This window comes from Bradyrhizobium sp. 22 (assembly GCF_000482425.1).
Lineage (GTDB): Bacteria > Pseudomonadota > Alphaproteobacteria > Rhizobiales > Xanthobacteraceae > Bradyrhizobium > Bradyrhizobium japonicum_B.
In genome coordinates, this window is the sequence record NZ_KI519399.1 from 4,808,918 (window position 1) to 4,829,876 (window position 20,959).

The window sequence follows — 20,959 nt, forward strand, 5'->3', positions numbered from 1 at the left end:
TTGCCAGCGCCCGCCGACGATGGCGGAGAGCCTATTGCTCGTCTTTCGGGGGCATTCGGGGCGGCGGCAGCGGGGTGAACACGGCGCCTTGCGCGCCGACCGGCGGGGCGATGAACTCACCGGTCGAGGAATCGCCGCCGGTCGTCTCCAAGATGGTCTTGGGCGTCACATATTCGCGGACCATGTCGATGATGCTGCCATCGCCGCCGCCGAAGTCGGCGGCGCGGCCGCCTTGCGGATTTCCGAGCGCGATCTCGTTCTCCGCGGCATGGGTCTTGTCGGCGAGCCTGTCGTTGTAGGGCACGCGGAAGGCACGCGGAATGCCGCTCGGGCGATTGTCCTCGTCGAGCTGCTCGACCCACAGATAGATCGAGCCGGGATCGCCCTGAAGCGAGTGCGGCTCGACGATGCGGGCCTTCAACAGCTTGAAGGACGCCGGCAGCCGCTCGGAACTGGCCCAGCCGAGCAGCCCGCGCATCTCGGTGAAGCTGACGACATAGAAGGCGCTGGTCACGATCACCGCGACCGCCTTCAGCGACCAGTGCAGCCGCGCATAGACCAGCACGACCAGCAGCAGCGCGCCGATCACGGCGTAGGCGACCGACAGCGTCAGGATGACGGTCTGCAGATCAGTCACGGCGTATCCTCGTGGGGTTCCTGCTCACGCCTGTCCTCGGGTCGAGATCGGCGCCGTTGCGCCAGCCGCTACGGAACGTCTCCAGCAGCGATTTCGGCCGCTGGTCGACGTTGACGACCTTGCCCTCGTCATCGATCCGGAACCGGACCGCGGTCTTCTCGTCGCCGGTGTGGTCGAGCGTGAATTTGTTGTCGAACACCACCTGCGCCGTCGGATTGAGCTTCTGCACCTTCACGTTGGCCGTGACGGGCTCGCCGGTCGTCGCCACGAAATGCGAGATGTTGACGGTGTATTCGCCGGCCAGGATGCCGCGCACCGTGACGATCTCCTCGCGGATCGGCGAGGCGATCTTCTTGCCGGCGACGATGATGAAGTCGTTGGCCCCGCCGCGGTCGTCGCGGTCGAGGGTGAGGAAGCCGGCCTCGCGGTGGCGATACCAGGCGATGTTGCCGGCGGGATCCTGCACGAACAGGTCGAGATCGTCGGGGTGATTGTCCGGCCAGTCCAAGGTGATCATGAACTCGGCCTTGGAGTCGATCTTGCCCTCCTTGGCGTCCGGAGAGACCGCCAGCAGCGCCAGGAAGAACAGGAACGCGATCACCTGGAGCGCCTTGAACAGCATCACGCCCAGGGGGTCGAACGCCTCCTCGCGCGGATAGAGACCGAAATCATCCATCATGACGAGGTGGCGCCCTTGACTGCGCCTTTGCGCTCGAGCACCGGCGTCACATAGGTCTCGGTCAGCACCACCGCATCCGAGAACACCCGCTGGGTCGCGGCGTCCAGCATGTAATACTGGATGCGGACCAGGATCGAGCCGACGAGGCCGGCAAGCGTCGTATACATCGCAACCGCCATGCCGTCGCTCATCAGGCCCATCGAGGAACGCATCGCGACCTTGTCGGCGGCATCCAGCCCCGCGATCGGCGCCAGCATGATGATGAAGCCGATGATGGTGCCGAGCAGGCCGAGCTTCATCAGCGTGTCCGAGACGAAGGCGCCGAACCCGTTGGAGCCGCGCAGGCGATCGGCGAGCGTTCGCAGCAGCAGGGTCTGGTCGACCGGCCGATAATCCTGCGCCGCGGCCTTGGTCACCAGGCTTTCGATGTGATCTCGTACCAGCCCGCGCGGCAACGCCGCCGCACGCGCATCGAGCACCTTGCCACCGTCGGGGGCCGCGAGCACCGCTCGGCAGCGCCGCGCCGCCGCGCCCTCCCGCGCGATCGCCCGCGTGCGCAGGAAGCAATGGCCGCAGGTGAGGACATAGAGTACCGCGATCACGCTCGAAATGTAGGTGCGGTCCGAGGTCAGCATCAGATGGATCAGACCGAACCGCCACAGCAGCACGACGGCGAAGATCGAGAGTCCGGTGAAGATCATCCAGAACAGGAGCGCGCTGCGCTCGGACGGGTCGGTCGTGACAGGCGCGATCGGTCCAATCGTCATCGAACTCATGCTGCACCGCTCCTCGGGCCGCAACGATTGGCCCCATAAATTTCCACCCGATTAGATCAAAGCCGCCGTATCAGGTCCAAAGACCCATGCCCAATCCGGCTTGGGAAATTTGCCCGAGCTGCGATCCTGCCGAACCCCGCAATTGGCAAGGCGCGGCGGCGTTGTTAGGCTGACCTTATCAAACGTCGAGGGTGATCGCATGCGCCTCGTGCTTCAGCTTGTCGCCCGTCTGCTGCTCATCGTGGCTCTTTGCCTGGGCGCAGCAACCATATGGGCCACGTTCGACGCCTATCGCAGCGTCGATCGGGCGACCGCAGCCTCGGCGCAGCGCGTCGCGCAGGCGCTTCAGGGGCTGTATTGGCGCGAGCTTTTGTTGCGCAGCAGCAGGGCCCGCGAGCATATCCTGCCGGTTCCGGACTGGCGCACCCTGGAGACCATGAAGCTGATCTCGCCCGGCGTCTGCGTCGAGTTCCAGCCGGCCACCGCTTTTGAGAAGCCGCTGTGCGGCCAGAGCGAGGGGCTGGGCAAGGCGCCGCCGCGCTGGTTCGCCGCAATCGTGCCGATGATCCTCGGCAGCCACGCCGAGGTGATACGGCCAGTCAGTCCCCGGGCCGCTTCCGCCGGCACGGTGGTCGCGACGCCGGATGCGGCCGCCGCGATCTCGCTCGCCTGGGAATACATCCTCAACGTGATCGACGTCGCGCTGTTGATGGCGGCGGCGATCGCCCTGCTGGCATCGCTCGCGATCGCGCATGCGCTGGCCCCGGCGCGCGCGATCGTGACGGCGCTGCAGCGCATGGCGCGCGGACAATACCGCACCCAATTGCCGCGCTTCCGTTCGATGGAGCTGGCGATGATCGGCCGCGCCGTCGAGGAGCTCGGCGGCCGCCTGGAGGAAGCCACCGAGCAGCGCGCCGCGCTGACGCGGCGTCTGATCGAGATCCGCGACGACGAGCGCCGCGCCCTCGCCCGCGAGCTGCACGACGAGTTCGGGCAGAACCTGTCCGCCATTCTCGCTTTCGCCAATACGATCGAGACGGCGAGCAAGAAGGGAAACCCCGACATCGGCATCGCGCAGGATGCGCGCATGATCTCGCAGGCCACCCATCATCTGATGGCCTCGTTGCGCGATGCGCTGAAGCGTCTGCGCAATCCGCTGCCCGAGGAGCTCGGGCTCGAGGCGAGCCTCGTCAATCTCGTCGACAGCTGGCGCTCGCAGAGCGCGGCCCGGCCGACCATTCGGCTCGACCTCAGGGGCGACCTGACGGACGTGCGGGGAGCGGCCGCCACCACCGCCTATCGCGTGGCGCAGGAATGCCTGACCAACGCACTGCGCCACAGCGCGGCGCGCGAGATTTCCTTGCGCATTGAACGCCGGACCGGCGACGACGACGCGCTGCTGATCCGCGTCGAGGACGACGGCGGCGGCGATGCGGCGCGCGTCGCACAGTCGGCGGGCTTCGGCCTGACTGGCATCCGCGAGCGCGTCAATGCGGCCGGCGGATCGCTCTCGATCCTGCCTGCCCGCGGCGGCCTCAGCGTCGCCGCCACCATCCCGCTCGCCGCGTGAGGCCGCCATGAGCGAGGTGGCAACAACAGGCATCTCCGTGCTGCTGGTCGACGACCATCCGATCGTTCGGCAAGGCTACCGGCGTGTGCTGGAAAGCCAGGGCGATCTGCATGTCGTGGCGGAAGCCGACAACGCCGCGGACGCCTATGGCGCCTTCAAGGCGCACGACCCCGATGTCGTGGTGCTCGACATCTCGATGCCGGGCGCGAGCGGGCTGGAGGCGATCCGCAACATCCGCGCCCGCAGCCCGCGGGCGCGGATCCTGGTGTTCACCATGCACAACGAGGCCGTGCTGGTGAAAGCCGCCTTCGGCGCTGGCGCCAGCGGCTTCGTCACCAAGAGCAGCGAGCCGTCCTCGGTGGTCGGCGCCATCCGTGCCGTCGCCCGCGGCGAACGCGCCATGAGCGACGACATCGCGCATATCCTGGCCGAGGACAGCCTGTCGTCGGGTTCGGTGCTGGATCAGTTGGGGGAGCGCGAGATCGAGATCCTGCGCCAGTTCGCCGGCGGCGCTACCACCGAGCAGATCGCGGCGCATCTCAATCTCAGTGTGAAGACGGTGCAGAACTATCACTACCTGATCAAGACCAAGACCGGCGCCCGCACGGATGCGCAGCTGGTGCGGCTGGCCGCGACGTGCGGTCTGACGAGGATCTAGCAGCAGAGCTGCCGCACCGCCTCGGTCACTTGAGGCTTCTCAATCTGCCGAAGCAAATTGGAACGGAGACCATCCGGCGCCGGTTAACACGGCAAAGGAGTCCAGGGTCATGAGTAAGGGTCATCACAAGTCAGTCGACCATCCCTCCATAATTACCGTCGGTGAGCTGATCGACGAACTGTGCCGCCTGCCGGATACCGCTGTTATCCATTTCCGCTGCCCGATGCTCGGCCAAGAGCTGGCATTCGAGCGCCTTCGAAAGCGGTCAAAGGACGATGTCGAGATCGCAATCAATGCGTATCCGGAGAGTCCGCCGGTCGCACCATCCTCGGAGTCCGCCCTCCACGCCCGAAGGCACTCCGCTTCCTCGGCCTCGCTTCGCAACGGTGCCGTTCTTAACAAAGTGAGAAGTTGATCGGCCGCACCGCGAATTGAATCGTCCTGCGGCCTCAGGCCGCCTTCAATCCGCGCAGCAGCAGCGCCAGCGTCGCATCGACGCGCGCGGGAAGATCGGCATCCTTCCACTCCTCGGCATGAGCCGGATGGTGGAAACGCACGGTCGCATCGAAGATCGCGCGCGCCGTGATCTTCGCGTCGGCGACGTCAAACACGCCCTGCTTCACGCCGTCGCTCAGGATCGCCGCGATCTGGTCGATCATGGTGTCCTTGTGACACTTCACGGCCGCGCAGGCTTCGCGCGCCAGCGTCAGGTAGGTGTCGAACATCTCGGGGTCGTCGAGCACGCGCGAACGCTTGGCAGCGAACAGCGTGCGCAGCCAGCGCTCGAGCCTGGCCGGCGCCGAGCCCTGCTCCTCGACGATCGCGCGCAACGGCGCGTCGATGCGGTCCAGCCAGCGCTTGGCGACGGCCTCGCGCAGCGAGGCCTTGCTCGGGAAATGGCGGTAGACGCTGCCGTGGCTCACATCGAGCGCACGGGCCACGTCGACCACGGTGGCCTTGGCAAGTCCGAAGCGCCTGAGCACGTCCTCGGTGACGTCGAGGATCCGCTCCGGCGTCAAGACAACAACTTCATTCATGCCAGCACCATGTTCCCGTTGAGGGCTCAGTTTCCCGGCAGTAGGGCTACTTCCGAAGCGCCCTGGCCGGTCGTTTCGGAAAGCCTATGCCCTAATGAGGCAGTTTTGCAGCTTGCGCCGCGATCTGGCGCGCCACCAGCAGATTGAGCCAATGCCCAATCACGCCGGTCAAATTGAGGATTTCGGTCGTCATCGTCTTAAGTCTCCATTCGTCCGCGGTCCCGTTCTTCAATCGCCCTCCGATCCGCTTCGGATGTCGGGCTCCCCGGGGCTTGTCGCGGGACGCCCAATCGGAGCGTCCGGGAGCAGATATACACGTCTCGATGACAGATTTCAATATCTGTCAGTCAATGATCCGTGATTGACAGTGGGTTTTTACCGGCCCCCACCCCCGCCAACCGGTCCGGTGGATAGCTCGGCGATCCTCCTCTTTGGCGGGTCAGACCGTTTGTTTCGCCCTGTCCGCTCTGTTAAATCACGGCGTAAAAAGCATTTTGGCCGGCGCCGCCTCCTCAGGATCGCCCGCCCACCTTCCTGGAGCCATCAGATGATCCCCCGCTACACCCGTCCCGAAATGGCCTCGATCTGGGAGCCGCAGACCCGGTTCAAGATCTGGTTCGAGATCGAGGCGCATGCGGCGGACGCGCTCGCCGAGCTTGGAACCATCCCCAAGGAGGCGGCCAAGACGGTCTGGGCCAAGGCCAGGAACGCCACCTTCGACGTCGCCCGCATCGACGAGATCGAGCGCGAGACCAAGCACGACGTCATCGCCTTCCTCACCCATCTTGCCGAGATCGTCGGCCCCGAGGCGCGCTTCGTGCACCAGGGCATGACTTCCTCCGACGTGCTCGACACCTGCCTCAACGTGCAGCTCACCCGTGCCGCCGACCTCCTGCTCGCCGATCTCGACAAGGTGCTGGCCGCGCTGAAGAAGCGCGCCTTCGAGCACAAGATGACACCGACCATCGGCCGCAGCCACGGCATCCATGCCGAGCCGGTGACCTTCGGCCTCAAGCTCGCTTACGCCTATGCCGAGTTCTCGCGCGCCAAGGAGCGCCTGATCGCGGCGCGCAAGGAAGTCGCGACCTGCGCCATTTCCGGCGCCGTCGGCACCTTCGCACAGATCGATCCGCGCGTCGAAGAGCACGTGGCGAAGGCGATGGGCCTCGTCCCCGAGCCGATCTCGACCCAGGTGATCCCGCGCGACCGCCACGCGATGTATTTCTCGACGCTGGGCGTGATCGCCTCCTCGATCGAGCGGATCGCGGTCGAGATCCGCCACATGCAGCGCACCGAGGTGCTGGAGGCCGAAGAATTCTTCTCCGAGGGGCAGAAGGGCTCCTCCGCCATGCCGCACAAGCGCAACCCGGTGCTGTCGGAGAACCTCACCGGCCTGTCCCGCATGGTGCGCGCCTATGTGACGCCGGCGCTGGAGAACGTCGTGCTTTGGCACGAGCGCGACATCTCCCACTCCTCGGCCGAGCGCATGATGGGTCCGGATGCGACGGTGACGCTCGACTTCGCGCTGGTGCGCCTCGCCGGCCTGATCGACAAGCTGCTGGTGTACCCCGCCAACATGCAGAAGAACCTCGACCGCCTCGGCGGCCTCGTGCATTCGCAGCGCGTGCTCCTGGCGCTGACCCAGAAGGGCGCAAGCCGCGAAGACGCCTACAAGCTGGTGCAGCGCAACGCCATGCCGGTCTGGCGCGGCGAAGGCGATTTCCTCCAGCTGCTGAAGAAGGACGTGGAGGTGCGGAAGTATCTCTCGGACGCCGAGATCGAGGAGCAGTTCGACCTCGGCTATCACCTCAAGCACGTCGACACGATCTTCAAGCGCGTGTTCGGCGAGAGCTGATATCCCGTCATTCCGGGGCACGCGACGCGTGAACTCAGGTGCGCAATCGCGCACCTGAGAATCTCGCGCTACGATTTCGAGATTCCGGGTTCGATGCGTCGCATCGCCCCGGAATGACAAGTGAACCCCCAGAACACGGATCCCCCATGCCCATCGTCAACCGCGTTGCCGCCCTCTCCGACGAAATGGCTGCCTGGCGCCATGACTTCCACGAGAACCCGGAGCTGCTCTACGAAGTCCACCGCACCGCCGGCATCGTTGCGGACAAGCTGCGCGAGTTCGGCTGCGACGAGGTGGTGACCGGCATCGGCGGCACCGGCGTGGTCGGCGTGATCCGCGGCCGCAAGTCCGCCTCAGGCAAGACCATCGGCCTGCGCGCCGACATGGACGCACTGCCGATCATGGAGACGTCGGGCGTGCCCTACGCCTCCAAAGTGCCCGGCAAGATGCATGCCTGCGGGCATGACGGCCACACCGCCATGCTGCTGGGCGCCGCCAAATATCTCGCCGAGACGCGCAATTTCGACGGCACCGCGATCATGATTTTCCAGCCCGCCGAGGAAGGCGGCGGCGGCGGCAAGGCCATGGTCGAGGACGGGCTGATGACGCGCTGGAACATCCAGGAGGTCTACGGCATGCACAATATGCCGGGCCTGCCGGAGGGGCATTTCGCAACCACACCCGGCGCGATGCTCGCCTCCTCCGACAACATCCAGATCACCGTCCGCGGCAAGGGTGGCCACGCCGGCGCCGGACCGCACAAATCGGTCGACAGCGTGCTGATCGGCTCGCAGATCGTGAATGCGCTGCAATCGATCGTGGCGCGCAACGTCGATCCGCTGAAGTCCGCGGTCATCTCGATCACGCAATTCCACTCCGGCACCGCCTTCAACATCATCCCGGAGGTCGCCGAGCTCGCCGGCACCGTGCGCACGCTCGACCCTGAAGTGCGCGATCTCGTCGAACGCCGCATCGGCGAAGTCGCCGACAGCATCGCCCGCGCCTATGGCGGCTCGGCCGAGACGAAGTACACGCGGATGTATCCGGTGACCATGAACCATGCCCGCGAGGCCGGCCTTGCCGCCGACGTCGCTCGCGACATCGTCGGCACTGAGCGCGTCAACGACAAGTTCATCCCGATGATGGGCGCCGAGGATTTCTCGTTCATGCTGGAAGCACGCCCCGGCGCGATGGTGCTGGTCGGCATGGGCGACGGCAACGAGTGCCACCACCCCGCCTATGTCTTCAACGACAATATCCTGGGCCACGGCGCCTCGTTCTGGGCACGCCTCGTCGAGACGCGGATGCCGGCGGGGTAGAGGCTTCGTAGGGTGGGTTAGCCGAAGGCGTAACCCACCACTTCTGTTGCCGCAGAGACGAAAGAGGTGGATTACGCCGAGCAGATGCGCTTTGCGCATCTGCAGGGCTAACCCACCCTACGCTCTCACGTCGAATAAGGTGGGCATGGCGCTTTGCGCCTTTGCCCATCCTACGAGTGCGAAGCGCCATTCACCTACGCGTGCACCACCTCATGGCGCATCACGAACGGTGCAAGCAGCTTTTGAACCTCGCCGGCGACCATCTCACGCCGGTCCTCCGGCACCCCCGTCAGCGTGACGGTCGCGATCGAGCCGTGGCTGCCATGGGCGCCGACCTTGACCCTGCAATCGATGCCGCGCTCGACCAGCGGCGCCAGCACCTTGGTGAACACGCGTTCCGCCGCGTCCCAGCGCAGCTGCGGCTTGAACACCTTGCCGACGCCCGTCACGGGCATCGGGTCGATCGGAATCACCTGCACCGGGACGGCGGCGCGCTCCGGCGTGCGCTCGCGCACCCACGATTCCAATTCGCCCGGCTCGACCTTGGCGCCCGGCTTCAGCTGCACATATCCCACGGGCAATTCGCCGGCATAGGCGTCGGGTTGGCCGACCACGGCGGCAAAGCCGACGGCGGGATGGCGGAACATGATCTCCTCGATCGGCGCCGGATCGATGTTGTGGCCGCCACGGATCACGAGGTCCTTGGCGCGGCCGGTGATCCAGAGATAGCCGTCGGCATCGAGACGGCCGAGATCGCCGGAATTGACCCAGACCTCTTCGACGAAGGCACCTTTGTTGTGCTCGTCGTTGAGATAGCCGCTGAACACGCCCGGCCCGGCCATGATGACGACGCCGATCTCGTCCGGCTTGCAGTCGCGGATCAGGCGGCCGTCGGCGTCCAGCTGCACGATGCGCACGCGCGAATAAGGCATCGGCAAGCCGACCGAGCCGAGCCGGATCGGCCGTGACGGATAAGCCAGCGTGTGCACGCTCGAGGTCTCGGTCATGCCGTAAACCTCGACCACCGGGAGCTTCAGCTTGTCCTGGATCGCCGAGCCGACGGCGACGGGGATCGCCGAGCCGCCGCCGGCTGCATATTTCAGGCTGGAGATATCCGCATTGCCGGGCGGCACCGCGAGCGTCGCGGCCAGCACCGTCGGCACGCTCGACAGCGCCTCGGGCTTGTAGCGTTCGACCAGTCCCCAGATGTTCTTCACAGCATTCGGATTGCGCCAGCCGCTCGGCGACAGCACGATTAGCGAGCCGCCGCCCGACAGCGTCGTCAGCACCTGAGTCAGCGAGCCTCCGACGTGAAACAGCGGCATGCCGAACAGCAGATTGACGCCGGGCTTTCCCTTCAGCAGCAGATTGAGCGCCCAGGCCTGATAGACCTGGTTGGCATGAGTGTGCCGCACCAGCTTCGGCGTGCCGGTGGTGCCGCCGGTGTGGAAATAGGCGGCGATGTCACGGCCGAGAATCTTGCGGCCGCTGACGAGCCGGTCGGACGGCTGCTGCTTGATCAGGTCGGCAAAGGCGAAGATGCCCTTGTCAGGATCGCCGCCGCCGAACACCTGCACGATCGCCTTGAGGTGCTTGAGCTGCGGGCGGATCTGCTCGACCTTCTGCCAGATGTCGGTGCCCGGCATCGGTCCGAGCGCCACCAGGATCTTGGTGTTCGCGGCTTCCAGGATTTCCGCGATCTGGTGCGGCTCCAGCAGCGGATTGACGGGATTGGCGATGCCGGCGGCCTCCGCACCGAACAGCGTCACGAAAGCATCGGGCACCAGCGGCAGCATGAAGCTGATGACGTCGCCCTTTTCCGCGCCGAGCGCGTGAAACATGTTGGCGGCCTGCGTGACGCGCGCGATGAAATCGCGGTACGTGACCACAGCCGGCGTGTCGGCGGGATCGGCATTCTGCAGGAACTGGATCGCCGCGCCGTCGGGGTTGCGCTCGGCACCCAGCTTGATGGCATCATAGGTACTCTCGGCCGCAATGCGCTCTGCGTAAGGGACCTGCTCGAAAGCGCGGACGTCCGCGTCCGTCAAAAGTTCCGGATAGTCGTTGCCGATAAGCCGATCGAGCGCATGGATGCCCGCCATGGAATTCCGTCCTCCCTCAGATGCATGTCGCCCGCCCGCTGTCTTTTGACATCTTGTTCGGCGAGGCCTCGACCAATGGCCGGTCGAGCGAGCGCAGAATGATCGATGATTTGCCGTTCGTCCATGGCCTATCCGCTGCAGCGGCGGGCCTCGATCGACACCGAAATTGAACCTTCACACCCAATTCCGGGACCAAGAACTGGCGTCGGATTTGGCGGCCAGCGTCCTGCCGCAAGACTCGAGGTGATCATGCCTAGGCATTGGAGCAACTTCATCCCCGCCCTCGGCGTAGCGCTCGCCATGGCAGCGGCGATCGCCATGCCGGGCGCGGCGTCGGCCGACGCCCAGCTCGACAAGATGCGAGTCAAGGTCGCTGCTTTCATTGCCGACAAGATGGAGAAGCTGGGCGGATCGCGCATCGTCTATCGGGTGGACGCCGACGGTTTGCGCGAGGCAGCCGTCGCGGACCTGCGCGACGACGTCTACAAGATCCTGCGCGAGGGCCGGATCGCCTTCTCCGGCCTCGCGATCCGCGACGGCGGAGTCGAGGTGAATATCCCCGATGCGAAGGGCCGCGAACAGCTCACACGCAAGCTCGCCTTGGCAGCGGAGGGCTTGCCAACGCACGCGCTCACCGTCAGCGGCAGCGGCGACGGACCGGTCAGGCTGGCGCCGACCGAGGCCGCATCCGCCGCACGGCTGCACGAGCTGGTCGACGATTCCATCGCCATGATCGAGCAGCGCCTCAAAGATGCCGGCGTCACGCTCGCCAGCGTCCAGCCCGAGGGCGCGGATCGCATCCGGATCTTCCTGCCGGGCGCGACCGAGCCCGAGCGCATCACCGCGATCTTCGCCAGGAAGGTCAAGGTCAGCTTCCGCCAGGTCGACCTGTCGATGCCTGCCGAGCAGGCGCAGCGGGGCGCGCCGCCGGACGGCACGGAAGTTCTGCTCGGCTTCAAGGACAACGAGCCCTACCTCGTTGCCAAGCGCAGCGCGCTCGACGGGGACGACATCAGCTCTGCCGGTCCGGGATTTGCAGTCGGCACGAACGAGCCCATCGCCTCGTTCCGCTTCAACGGCCGCGGCACGCGGCGCTTCGCCCACATCACCAGCGAGAATGTCGGCAAGCCTTTCGCCATCGTGCTCGACGACAAGGTGATCTCCGCCCCCGTGATCCGCGAGTCGATCACCGGCGGCTCGGGCCAGATCTCCGGAAACCTGACACTGGAAGAAGCCAACAGCGTCGCCATGATGCTGCGGGCCGCTTCGCTGCCGGGGCGCCTTGGCCTCGTCGAGCAGCAGGTCGTGCAGCCCGCCACGAAGCCGTAAGCCGAAGATCGTCCGGCGCCCCCGCCTGGGGGTGCATCCAACCCCTCCGCGGCGCCGCCTCCCGGTCCGAATCACGGCCGCGACGGCCTGATGGGCAATTGCCGAAAGGCCCGATCGGGCTAGAATTTGCCTCTTGCGACATGGCGGCCGAAGGCTTCATTTCAGCCGGCCGTCATCCGATTTCGGCTATAGGTGTCGAGCACACCGACCAGGACTGAAGGCCTTACGCGGGGTTAGTACCATGCCGTCCGGCAGCGCAGACATTTCCTCGATCCTCGACCGCATTCTCGACGCGGCCACGGACAATCTCAGGATCGCGAAGATCCTGGTTCAGATGGGCCTCGATCCCAACGACGTCACCTACGACGCGATCTTCAATCGGCTGCTGGAGATCTTCGTCAGCAACATCACGCTGGCCAATATGTTCGCCGTGGTCGGGGCGGTCTTCTTTGTCGCCACGCTCTTGATGCGGACGATGGTGCCGCTGCGCGTCGCCAACATGGTCGGCTGCGCGTTCTTTGCCATCTTCGGCGCGCTCTCCGCCAACGTCGCAACGTTCCTGCTCTACCTGCTGATGCTTCCGATCAACGCCCTGCGCCTCCGGCAGATGCTCAAACTGGTCAAGAAGGCGCGCCATGCCGCCGAAGGCGACATGTCGATCGAATGGCTGAAGCCGTTCATGACCGAGCGCCGATATCGCCGCGGCGACACGCTGTTCAAGCTGGGCGATCCCGCGAAGGAGATGCTCCTCACGGTCACCGGAAAGTTCCTGGTCAAGGAGATCAACGTCGAGATTGGGCCCGGGGCGCTGATGGGCGAGCTCGGCTTCCTCACGCCCGACAACCGGCGCACCGGAACGATTCAATGCATCGAAGACGGCCAGGTGCTGACGATCACCTATGACCGGCTGCTCGAGATCTACTTCCAGGATCCGCAGTTCGGCTATTACTTCCTGGTGCTGACCAGCCAGCGCCTCCTGCAGAACATCGACCGCCTGCAGAAGCAGCTGGCCACGGAACGGGCAGCCACGACGAACAGGATCGCGTGAACGTGGGCACCCCACGCCGGACCGCATCATGTCGGTCCCGGAATTCTGCGGATGCCGCTGGTACCTGGCTCCCCTCCCATGACGCCGAGCGGCCCCGCCGCAAAACCGCCCCAAAAACCGAATGGTAACCATGGCGCCTTAAGGTGACGACGTGACCCATTCTCCGACCATCCTGGTGTTCGATTCCGGCCTTGGCGGGCTCACGGTGCTCCGTGAGGTCGTGGCCGCGCGCCCGGAGGCGCACTTTGTCTACGTCGCCGACGACGCCTTCTTTCCCTACGGCCACCACGGCGAGGACGAGATCATCGCCCGCGTCGTGCCGCTGATGGGGGAGCTGATCGGCACGCACGACCCTGATATCGTCGTCATCGCCTGCAACACCGCGTCCACCCTGGTCCTGTCGCACTTGCGCGCCGCCTATTCCGTACCCTTCGTCGGCACCGTGCCGGCGATCAAGCCGGCCTGCGCGAGGTCGAGGACCCGCCGCGTCTCGGTGCTCGGCACCAAGGGCACGGTGAGGCGCGAATACACCAAAGCCCTGATCCGCGATTTCGCGCAAGGCTGCGAGGTGACGCTGGTCGGCTCTCCCGAACTCGCCTCGCTCGCCGAGGCCGCGCTGGGCGGCGCTTCCGTCAGCGACGGCGACATCCTGGCCGAGCTCGCGCCCTGCTTCGTCGGCGATACCGAGGATGCCGGCGCGCGCACCGACACCGTCGTGCTCGCCTGCACGCATTATCCGCTACTGCTCGACCGGCTGAAGCGGCTGGCACCCTGGCCGGTGGACTGGATCGATCCCGCGCCGGCGATCGCCCGGCGCGTCTCCGATTTGCTCGGTCCACGCAGCGGAGACATCGCACAGGCCGGCGCCGAGATGTTCTTCACCTCGAACCGCGTGCACGGCCTTTCGGCCACCCTGACGCCGTTCTTCGGCGGACGCGCACTGGCCTGACTTTCCGCCTCGGCGCCGCGCTGCTACGTTTTGCCGTCGTCCCCCAGCTGCAGGTCTTTCGATGTCGGTCCCGTCCACGCCGCTCAACCGTCTCCGCCAATTGTGGAGCGAGGGCCGCCCCGCCTTCGGTGCGATCGCGACCATCCCGAGCGTGCAGATGGTGCAGATCATGGCGCGCTCGCTCGATTGGATCATCGTCGATCTCGAACACGGCCCGATCGGACTGACCGAAGCGCATGCGATGATCGCCGCCACCACGGGCACGCCGTGCACACCCCTGGTGCGGATCGCGGCGAACGAACCGTGGCTTGCGAAGGCACCGATGGACATCGGCGCCTTCGGCATCAACTTCCCGATGATCACCAGCCGCGCGGACGCCGAGAAGGCGGTGCGCAGCGTGCGCTATCCGCCGCGCGGCGATCGGCTCTGGGGCCCGTTCCACGCCCCGTTCCGGTGGGGCCAGTCGATGCCGGACTACATGGCCAGCGCCGACGACGAGATGATCTGCATGGTCACCATCGAGCATATCGATGCCGTCAACCGCATTGACGAGATCATGGCGACGCCCGGAATCGACGTCGCGGTGATCGGCCCCGGCGATCTCGCCACGTCCATCAACAAGCGCGGCCAGATGGACGATCCGGAGCTGCTGGAGCTGATCGCGCGCGCCGAGGCCGGCATCCTCAGAAGCGGCGTGCCGATCGGCGGCGTCGCTCGCACCGCAGATCAGGCCAATGCCCTGATCGACCGCGGCTATCGTGCGATCGCGCTCGGCTTCGACTGGTCGTTGTTCCAGCGCGGCATCATGGCGGCGTTCGAGGGAATCAAGCTCTGAATAGCCGCAACGCGGGTGAGGGAAACCGCGGCGCTACTGGGATGTGCAATTCAGGAGAAATAGGCTCAAGGGACTTTGCGCGCGCGACGCCAAGACCCAAGCAACAAGCCATTGAAAATGATCTAGATTTTTGCCACCACCAAGCCGGCAGCCGCGCCAGCGCCGTGATGCGGCGAACCGGTCGCCCCCAAGCGGGTTGGTTCATGCTAGAGCGAGCGGGCGGGCCCCGCTCGCTGCCCATATTTTGAGCTTTGATTTGGAACCGAAAGACCAATGCGCGGGACGCCCAAAACCATATCGCTGCGGCGTCGCCTGATCTGCGACCTGATGCATGCCTCGATGGGCGTGCCTTTCGTTTCACTCTCCCGCTCGCTCAATATCCGTTCCCTGCTGGAGGCCCGCGCACGCGCAACGGCGCCCGCCGGCTGGGCCGCGATGTTCGTCAAGGCTTTCGCCCTGGTTGCGCGGGACGAGCCGATCCTGCGCACCGTCTACGTCAAATGGCCTTGGCCGGGCCTCTACGAGCTGCCGAAGAGCGTGGCGACGGTCGCGATTGCGCGGGTGGACAATGGCGAGGAATGCGTGCTGCCCCAGCGAATTGCCGCTCCCGAGGCCCTTTCACTCGCAGCGGTCGACGCCGAGATCCGGCGCGCCAAGACGGCGCCGATCGAGGACGTCCCGATGTTCCGCAAGATCATGCGGGCGACTCGCCTGCCGCTGCCGCTGCGCCGCCTGTCCTGGGCGATCGGCCTGAATTTCGGCCGGCAGCGCGGCAATTGGTTCGGTAGCTTTGGGGTCAGCTCGGTGGCCGCCTATGGCGGCGGCGAGCTCCATCCGATCACGCCCGGCCCCTTTGTCGTCAGCTATGGGGTGGTCGAGCCCGACCAGACCATCCGTGTCGTGATCCGCTGGGATCACCGGGTCACGGACGCTGCTCCGATCGCCCGGGTCCTGACCCGGCTGGAACAGGTCCTGAACACTGAAATCGCTGCCGAATTGGGTGCGGCCGGCGCCAAGCCAATTCGGGCGCTAAGAACCTGATTCTGGGTCCATTCGCATTGACAGTGAGCCCCAAACTCTCCTAAAAGCCGCCTGCTCGCGGGCCGATTTCGGCCCGCGAAGCGTTTCGCGACCCGTGGTCCTTTCCCTTAAGCTTTGGGGATCGGGCCTGTCGGTGCCGGGCCTAGGTCCGTCACACAGGAGGGCGCGTTTCCTCAAACCATGCAACCGAAGAGGACGCGATGACTAAGCGCAGTGAGGCGAAGTACAAGATCGATCGCCGTATGGGCCAGAACATCTGGGGCCGCCCGAAGAGCCCCGTGAACCGTCGTGAATACGGCCCCGGCCAGCACGGCCAGCGCCGCAAGGGCAAGCTCTCCGACTTCGGCGTGCAGCTGCGCGCCAAGCAGAAGCTGAAGGGCTACTACGCCAACATCAGCGAGCGCCAGTTCCACGGCATCTATGTCGAGGCAAGCCGCCTCAAGGGTGACACCGGCGAGAACCTGATCGGCCTCCTGGAGCGTCGTCTCGACGCGGTCGTGTACCGCGCCAAGTTCGTCTCCACGATCTTCGCCGCCCGCCAGTTCATCAACCACGGCCACATCAAGGTGAATGGTCGCAAGGTCAACATCTCGAGCTACCAGCTCAAGGTCGGCGACGTCGTCGAGGTCAAGGAAGCTTCCAAGCAGCTCGCCCACGTGCTCGAAGCCAGCCAGCTCCCCGAGCGCGACACGCCCGACTATCTCGAAGTCGACCACGGCAAGATGACCGCCAAGTACATCCGCATCCCCGGCCTCTCCGACGTGCCGTTCCCGGTGCAGATGGAGCCCCATCTGGTCGTCGAATTCTATTCGCGCTGATATCTTCGCGATCCATTGCTCAAAGGCCCCGGTTTCCGGGGCCTTTTTATTGTGATAACCTGGTTTCGATGTCCCAGACGACCGACCAGCTCGCCAACATCACCCCATCGGCAACGCCTTCCGAGGCGGAGCTTGAAGCATGGGCCAAGCTGCCCCGTGACGAGCAAGTCCGCCGATATCAGGCACTGTTCGCCCAGCCTGATTGCAACAACTTCACCTCGGACACGCCGGACGACATCCTCGCTGCCGCGCGCCAACGTGTTGCTCAACGCCGCCATGGCTGAGTACCGGCTATCGGAGCGCACCCGAGCCGACCTGATCGCCATCTACGATTTCACCGAGAGCCGGTTCGGCAAGTATCAGGCTGAAGCCTATTATGCGGGTCTTGTCCGTTCCTTCGGACTTCTTGCCGACTTTCCCCTGATCGGCCAGCAGGTGGATGAACTCGCGGCAGGATATCGACGTTTCCGCTTCCAATCCCATCTGATTTTCTACACCGTCCAGCCCGACCACGTTGAAATCCGCGCCATCCTTCACGGCGCACAAGAGATCAGACCGCAATTGTTCGACTAGATGAAATGACGAGATCAGCCATGCTCTACACCCCTCCCCCCGTCGATCCCAAGGCGCCGCCGGTGCGCATCAATCTGCTCTCGGACACGCAGACCAAGCCGACGGCCGGGATGCGCGAGGCGATGGCGCGCGCGGAGGTCGGCGACGAGCAGGTCGGCGACGATCCGACCGTGAACGCGCTGTGCGAGCGCGTGGCGGATCTGCTCGGCAAGGAGGCGGCGGTCTACATGCCCTCGGGCACCATGTGCAACGTCACCGCGACGCTGGTGCATTGCCGCCCCGGCGACGAGATCCTCGCCCACGAGACCGCGCATATCATCGCCCGCGAAGGCGGCGCGCATGCGGCGATCGGCGGCTTCCAGGTGACGCAGTTGAAGGGGCCCGACGGGCAGTTCACGCCGGAGACCTTTCGCAAGGCGCTGCATCCGCGTACGCGCTACCAACCGCCGCAGACCGTCGTCAGCGTCGAGCAGACCGCCAATATCGGCGGAGGCACGATCTGGAAGAAGGCCGCGCTCGACGAGATCGTGGCGATCGCCAGGCAGCACGGCCTCGTCACCCACATGGACGGCGCTCGCCTGCTCAACGCCACCGTGGCCAGCGGCATCTCCCCGCGCGACATGACGGCAGGCTGGGATTCGGCCTGGATCGATTTCTCCAAGGGTTTGGGCGCGCCGATCGGCGGCGTGCTAGCGGGCTCGCGCGCCTTCATCGATGCGGTCTGGCAGTGGAAGCAGCGCCTCGGCGGCTCGATGCGCCAGGCCGGCATTTGCGCCGCCGCCTGCATCTACGCGCTCGATCATCACGTCGAGCGCCTGGCCGACGACCATGCCAATGCGCGCGCGCTCGCCCGCGGACTGTCGCAGATCTCAGGCATCGAGGTCCAGGAGCCCGAGACCAACCTCGTCTTCTTCAAGCCCGACGGCGCCGGCATTGCCGGCGACAAGATGGTCACCGCGCTGCGCCAGCGCGGCATCACGCTTGCGATGATGGACGGCCGCATCCGCGCCTGCACCCATCTCGACGTCAATGCGGCCCAGATCGAGGAGACGATCGGATACGTCCGCGAGATCGTGCGCGGCGCGTAAGCATGATGCGGAAAGCTGCGAAGCGGTTTTCCGGATCATGCGTAAACACCACCTAAAGCGCGATGATGGTTCATCCAAATCTCGTCGCGCTTCGGTCAGCGTCCCATCGCCTCATAGACCAGCCGCGTCAGCTCGTCCTGGATCGGACCCCGCTGCGAAGGCGACTGCATCATGCAAATGACGAACATGTCGTCGGCGGGGTTGATGAAGAAGAAGGTGCCGCCGACACCGTCCCAGCGATATTCGCCAGCGGGCAGCGGCGGCTTCGCGCGCGTGCGCACGGCAAAGCCGAGACCAAAGCTGCTGTCGGGGCCCGGAAAATAGAATTCCGGATCTCTCGCGATCCCATTGGCTCCGTCGAGCTGGTCCGACGCCATCAGCGCCACGGTCTCGCGCTTGAGATAGCGGCGACCTTCGAGTTCGCCGCCATTGAGCAGCATCTGTGCAAAACGTGCATAGTCGCCGATGGTGCCGACCATGCCCGCACCACCGGATTCCCAGCGACGCGGCGCGGTCGCCTCGATGATGCCGGCGACCGGACGATCGAACCAGTCGCCGGGCAAGGGTTCGGCGATCAGCGGCCGCCTGGCATGGTCGGCGACGAAGAACGCCGTATCCCGCATGCCGAGGGGATCGAGCAGCCACTCCTTCTCGAACTGATAGAGCGACCGGCCCGACGCCGCCTCGATCACCCGGCCCAGCACGTCGGTCGAATGGCCGTAGTCCCACAGCGTCCCCGGCTGCTCGGCCAAGGGCAATCGCGCGAGCCGCTCGGCGAATTGCGCATTGTCGGGATCGCCGTCGAACAGGCCGGCTTCCGCATAGAGCCTGCGGACGGGACTGCTGCCGTAGAAGCCATAGGTGATGCCGGACGTGTGCCGGAGCAGATCGCGCACCGTGATCGGCCGCGCCAGCGGCTGGAGGGCCAGCTTGCCATCTGCTTGCGGGACGCCGACCTGGACATCGGCGAAGGCCGGAATGTATCTCGCGACGGGGTCATCGAGAGCGAGCTTGCCGTCGTCGACCAGCATCATCGCCGCCACCGAGGTGATCGGCTTCGACATCGAATAGAGACGGAAGATGGTGTCGTCCGTCATTGGCTGCGCCGTCGCGACGTTGCGCTGGCCGAACTTGCGGTAGAGTGCGGGCTTGCCGTGCTGCTGGATCAGAAGGATCGCGCCGGGGATCCTGCCGGCGGCGACCGCCTCGTCGAGCAACGCACTGACGCGCGCAAGTCCCGCCGTCGAGAAACTGCGGGCAGCCGGCGCTTCGGCACGAAGCTGGCTCGCCGCGCCCGCCAGCAGGACAAAGGCGGCGGCGAGGACGATCCGAACGAAGGCCTCACTTCTCCATGGCTTCATAAACCAGCTGCTTCAGGGTCCGCTGCACGCGCTGGCGCTCGCTCGGGGTCTGCTCCAGCAGCAGGACGAACATGTCCTGCTTGCGATCAACCACCAAATAGCAACCGCTGGCGCCGTCCCATTTCAATTCCCCGAGATCGCCGGGCGGCGGAGGTTTGGCATTACCCGGATCGGTGCGCACGGCAAACCCAAGTCCCATGCCAAAACCGTCACCGGGAAAATAGAAGTAGTCCCGCTCAACGCCGGAGTCCTTGCCGGCATGGTCCGATGCCATCAGCTCAAACGTCTGCGGGCTGAGATAGGTCTTGCCCTCGAACGTTCCTCCATTGACCAGCATCTGCGCAAAGCGGGAAAAGTCCGCCATGGTCGAAACCATGCCGCCGCTGGCGGATTCCCACTTCTGGCGAACCTCAGTCCTGTACTCGCGGCCGACCCGGAAATTGCTGTCGTTCGGCAGCGGCTGGGCGAGCCGTTTCAGCCTCTCCGGTTCGGTGACGAAGAAGCCTGTATCGGGCATACCGAGCGGATCGAGCAGCTTTTCCTTCTCGAGTTCGAACAATGTCTTTCCGGACACGATTTCCATGATCCGCGCCAGAATGTCAGTGGAATGGCCGTACTGCCAGAGTGCGCCGGGTTGATTGTGCAGCGGCAGCTTGGCGATCCGCTCGGCGAACTCGGCGAGATCGAATTCGCCCGCATAGATGTTAGCGTCGCGATAGGCCTTGCGAACCAGACTATCGCCGTAGAAACCGTAGGTTATCCCGGAGGTATGGCGCATCAGATCGAGAACGGTGATGGGCCGGGCCAGTGGTACCAGCTCAAGCGTCTTGGTGCCGTCCTCGGCCTTCTTCTCCTCACCGACCTTCACATTTGCAAAGGAGGGAATGTATTTCGAAACGGGATCGTCGAGCTTGATCTTTCCGTCCTGGATCAGTTGCATCGCCACAACGGAGGTGATCACCTTGGTTAGCGACGACAGGCGGAAGATCGTCTTGTCGGTGATCGGGGCCTTGCTGACGACGTCCTGCACGCCGAAGACCTCGTGATAGACCGGCTTGCCGTGCTGCTGGATCAGCACGTTCGCACCGGCAATCTTGCCGGTCGCGACCTCGTTCTTGAAGAACTCGGTGATCTTGGCGAGCTTGTCCTGATTGAAGCGCGCGCCGGCCGGTATCTCGTAAGTGCCCTCCGCCCGCGCCAGCGATATCGCGCCAAGCGACACCAGCACGCCGCAAGCCAGCGCACATAACCCAGATCGTGAAATCATATCCCCTCCCGGAACAT

21 protein-coding genes are annotated in these 20,959 nt (G+C 65.2%); 14 read left to right on the top strand and 7 right to left on the bottom strand.

The window, feature by feature from the left end; translation table 11 throughout:
* Window positions 1-31: 31 nt before the first annotated feature.
* The 3 genes from K410_RS0124650 to K410_RS0124660 are packed head-to-tail and all read right to left on the bottom strand — an operon-like array spanning window position 32 to window position 2,092.
* On the bottom strand, window positions 32-637 hold the full coding sequence (locus tag K410_RS0124650; RefSeq protein WP_028137340.1) for a hypothetical protein: 606 nt from the start codon (window positions 635-637) through the stop codon (window positions 32-34).
* Entirely contained in the window at window positions 630-1,316 is a 687-nt protein-coding gene (locus tag K410_RS0124655) for a DUF2135 domain-containing protein (protein ID WP_028137341.1), read from the bottom strand. Before K410_RS0124655 ends, K410_RS0124650 begins: the two co-directional genes overlap by 8 nt.
* Window positions 1,313-2,092, bottom strand: coding sequence for a MotA/TolQ/ExbB proton channel family protein (locus K410_RS0124660; protein WP_028137342.1), 780 nt, complete (start codon window positions 2,090-2,092; stop codon window positions 1,313-1,315). The genes K410_RS0124655 and K410_RS0124660 overlap by 4 nt, the downstream gene beginning before the upstream one ends.
* Window positions 2,093-2,291: 199 nt before the next feature.
* Between K410_RS0124660 and K410_RS0124665 the strand changes: the two genes are divergently transcribed.
* The 3 genes from K410_RS0124665 (at window position 2,292) to K410_RS38645 (ending at window position 4,735) form a co-directional block, all read left to right on the top strand.
* Window positions 2,292-3,662 (top strand): sensor histidine kinase, encoded by a 1,371-nt coding sequence (locus tag K410_RS0124665; RefSeq protein ID WP_028137343.1) that lies wholly within the window; start codon window positions 2,292-2,294, stop codon window positions 3,660-3,662.
* 7 nt (window positions 3,663-3,669) lie between these two features.
* On the top strand, window positions 3,670-4,320 hold the full coding sequence (locus tag K410_RS0124670; RefSeq protein ID WP_028137344.1) for a response regulator: 651 nt from the start codon (window positions 3,670-3,672) through the stop codon (window positions 4,318-4,320).
* A 109-nt stretch (window positions 4,321-4,429) separates the two neighbouring features.
* Window positions 4,430-4,735: a hypothetical protein gene (locus K410_RS38645; protein WP_080672205.1), complete on the top strand. Its 306-nt coding sequence runs from the start codon at window positions 4,430-4,432 to the stop codon at window positions 4,733-4,735.
* Window positions 4,736-4,769: 34 nt separating this feature from the next.
* Here the strand turns inward: K410_RS38645 and K410_RS0124680 are convergent, their stop codons facing one another.
* A complete protein-coding gene (locus K410_RS0124680) occupies window positions 4,770-5,357 on the bottom strand; it encodes a TetR/AcrR family transcriptional regulator (protein ID WP_028137345.1) in 588 nt (195 codons plus the stop codon).
* A 547-nt stretch (window positions 5,358-5,904) separates the two neighbouring features.
* Between K410_RS0124680 and purB the strand changes: the two genes are divergently transcribed.
* Both purB and K410_RS0124695 read left to right on the top strand, forming a co-directional pair.
* Window positions 5,905-7,212 carry an adenylosuccinate lyase gene (gene purB, locus K410_RS0124690; protein ID WP_028137346.1) on the top strand — a complete coding sequence of 436 codons (1,308 nt, stop codon included), beginning with the start codon at window positions 5,905-5,907 and terminating at the stop codon, window positions 7,210-7,212.
* A 146-nt stretch (window positions 7,213-7,358) separates the two neighbouring features.
* Window positions 7,359-8,531: a M20 aminoacylase family protein gene (locus K410_RS0124695; RefSeq protein WP_028137347.1), complete on the top strand. Its 1,173-nt coding sequence runs from the start codon at window positions 7,359-7,361 to the stop codon at window positions 8,529-8,531.
* A gap of 194 nt (window positions 8,532-8,725) precedes the next feature.
* Here K410_RS0124695 and K410_RS0124700 read toward each other — a convergent pair whose 3' ends face one another.
* The gene (locus K410_RS0124700) at window positions 8,726-10,633 is read right to left on the bottom strand and encodes an acyl-CoA synthetase (RefSeq protein ID WP_028137348.1); all 1,908 of its coding nucleotides are present in this window, start codon (window positions 10,631-10,633) and stop codon (window positions 8,726-8,728) included.
* 249 nt (window positions 10,634-10,882) lie between these two features.
* Between K410_RS0124700 and K410_RS0124710 the strand changes: the two genes are divergently transcribed.
* The 9 genes from K410_RS0124710 to K410_RS0124750 all read left to right on the top strand — a co-directional run bounded on the left by K410_RS0124710 (window position 10,883) and on the right by K410_RS0124750 (window position 18,314).
* Window positions 10,883-11,962 (top strand): SecDF P1 head subdomain-containing protein, encoded by a 1,080-nt coding sequence (locus K410_RS0124710; protein ID WP_028137349.1) that lies wholly within the window; start codon window positions 10,883-10,885, stop codon window positions 11,960-11,962.
* Between the two features lie 241 nt (window positions 11,963-12,203).
* Window positions 12,204-13,010: a Crp/Fnr family transcriptional regulator gene (locus tag K410_RS0124715; RefSeq protein WP_028137350.1), complete on the top strand. Its 807-nt coding sequence runs from the start codon at window positions 12,204-12,206 to the stop codon at window positions 13,008-13,010.
* A gap of 151 nt (window positions 13,011-13,161) precedes the next feature.
* Window positions 13,162-13,959: a glutamate racemase gene (gene murI, locus K410_RS0124720; RefSeq protein ID WP_028137351.1), complete on the top strand. Its 798-nt coding sequence runs from the start codon at window positions 13,162-13,164 to the stop codon at window positions 13,957-13,959.
* A 61-nt stretch (window positions 13,960-14,020) separates the two neighbouring features.
* The gene (locus K410_RS0124725) at window positions 14,021-14,794 is read left to right on the top strand and encodes an HpcH/HpaI aldolase family protein (RefSeq protein WP_028137352.1); all 774 of its coding nucleotides are present in this window, start codon (window positions 14,021-14,023) and stop codon (window positions 14,792-14,794) included.
* 273 nt (window positions 14,795-15,067) lie between these two features.
* Window positions 15,068-15,835 carry an acyltransferase gene (locus K410_RS0124730; protein ID WP_028137353.1) on the top strand — a complete coding sequence of 256 codons (768 nt, stop codon included), beginning with the start codon at window positions 15,068-15,070 and terminating at the stop codon, window positions 15,833-15,835.
* A gap of 200 nt (window positions 15,836-16,035) precedes the next feature.
* The gene (gene rpsD, locus K410_RS0124735) at window positions 16,036-16,653 is read left to right on the top strand and encodes a 30S ribosomal protein S4 (protein WP_028137354.1); all 618 of its coding nucleotides are present in this window, start codon (window positions 16,036-16,038) and stop codon (window positions 16,651-16,653) included.
* A 68-nt stretch (window positions 16,654-16,721) separates the two neighbouring features.
* Window positions 16,722-16,937, top strand: a complete 216-nt coding sequence (locus tag K410_RS0124740) for a hypothetical protein (RefSeq protein WP_049820196.1) — start codon at window positions 16,722-16,724, stop codon at window positions 16,935-16,937.
* Complete coding sequence (locus K410_RS0124745; RefSeq protein WP_245269449.1) at window positions 16,912-17,226, top strand: type II toxin-antitoxin system RelE/ParE family toxin; 315 nt, start codon at window positions 16,912-16,914, stop codon at window positions 17,224-17,226. Before K410_RS0124740 ends, K410_RS0124745 begins: the two co-directional genes overlap by 26 nt.
* Window positions 17,227-17,246: 20 nt before the next feature.
* The gene (locus K410_RS0124750) at window positions 17,247-18,314 is read left to right on the top strand and encodes a threonine aldolase family protein (protein ID WP_028137357.1); all 1,068 of its coding nucleotides are present in this window, start codon (window positions 17,247-17,249) and stop codon (window positions 18,312-18,314) included.
* 95 nt (window positions 18,315-18,409) lie between these two features.
* Here K410_RS0124750 and K410_RS0124755 read toward each other — a convergent pair whose 3' ends face one another.
* Window positions 18,410-19,675: a serine hydrolase domain-containing protein gene (locus K410_RS0124755; protein ID WP_049820197.1), complete on the bottom strand. Its 1,266-nt coding sequence runs from the start codon at window positions 19,673-19,675 to the stop codon at window positions 18,410-18,412.
* Complete coding sequence (locus K410_RS0124760; RefSeq protein WP_028137359.1) at window positions 19,656-20,942, bottom strand: serine hydrolase domain-containing protein; 1,287 nt, start codon at window positions 20,940-20,942, stop codon at window positions 19,656-19,658. The genes K410_RS0124755 and K410_RS0124760 overlap by 20 nt, the downstream gene beginning before the upstream one ends.
* Window positions 20,943-20,959 lie beyond the last annotated feature (17 nt).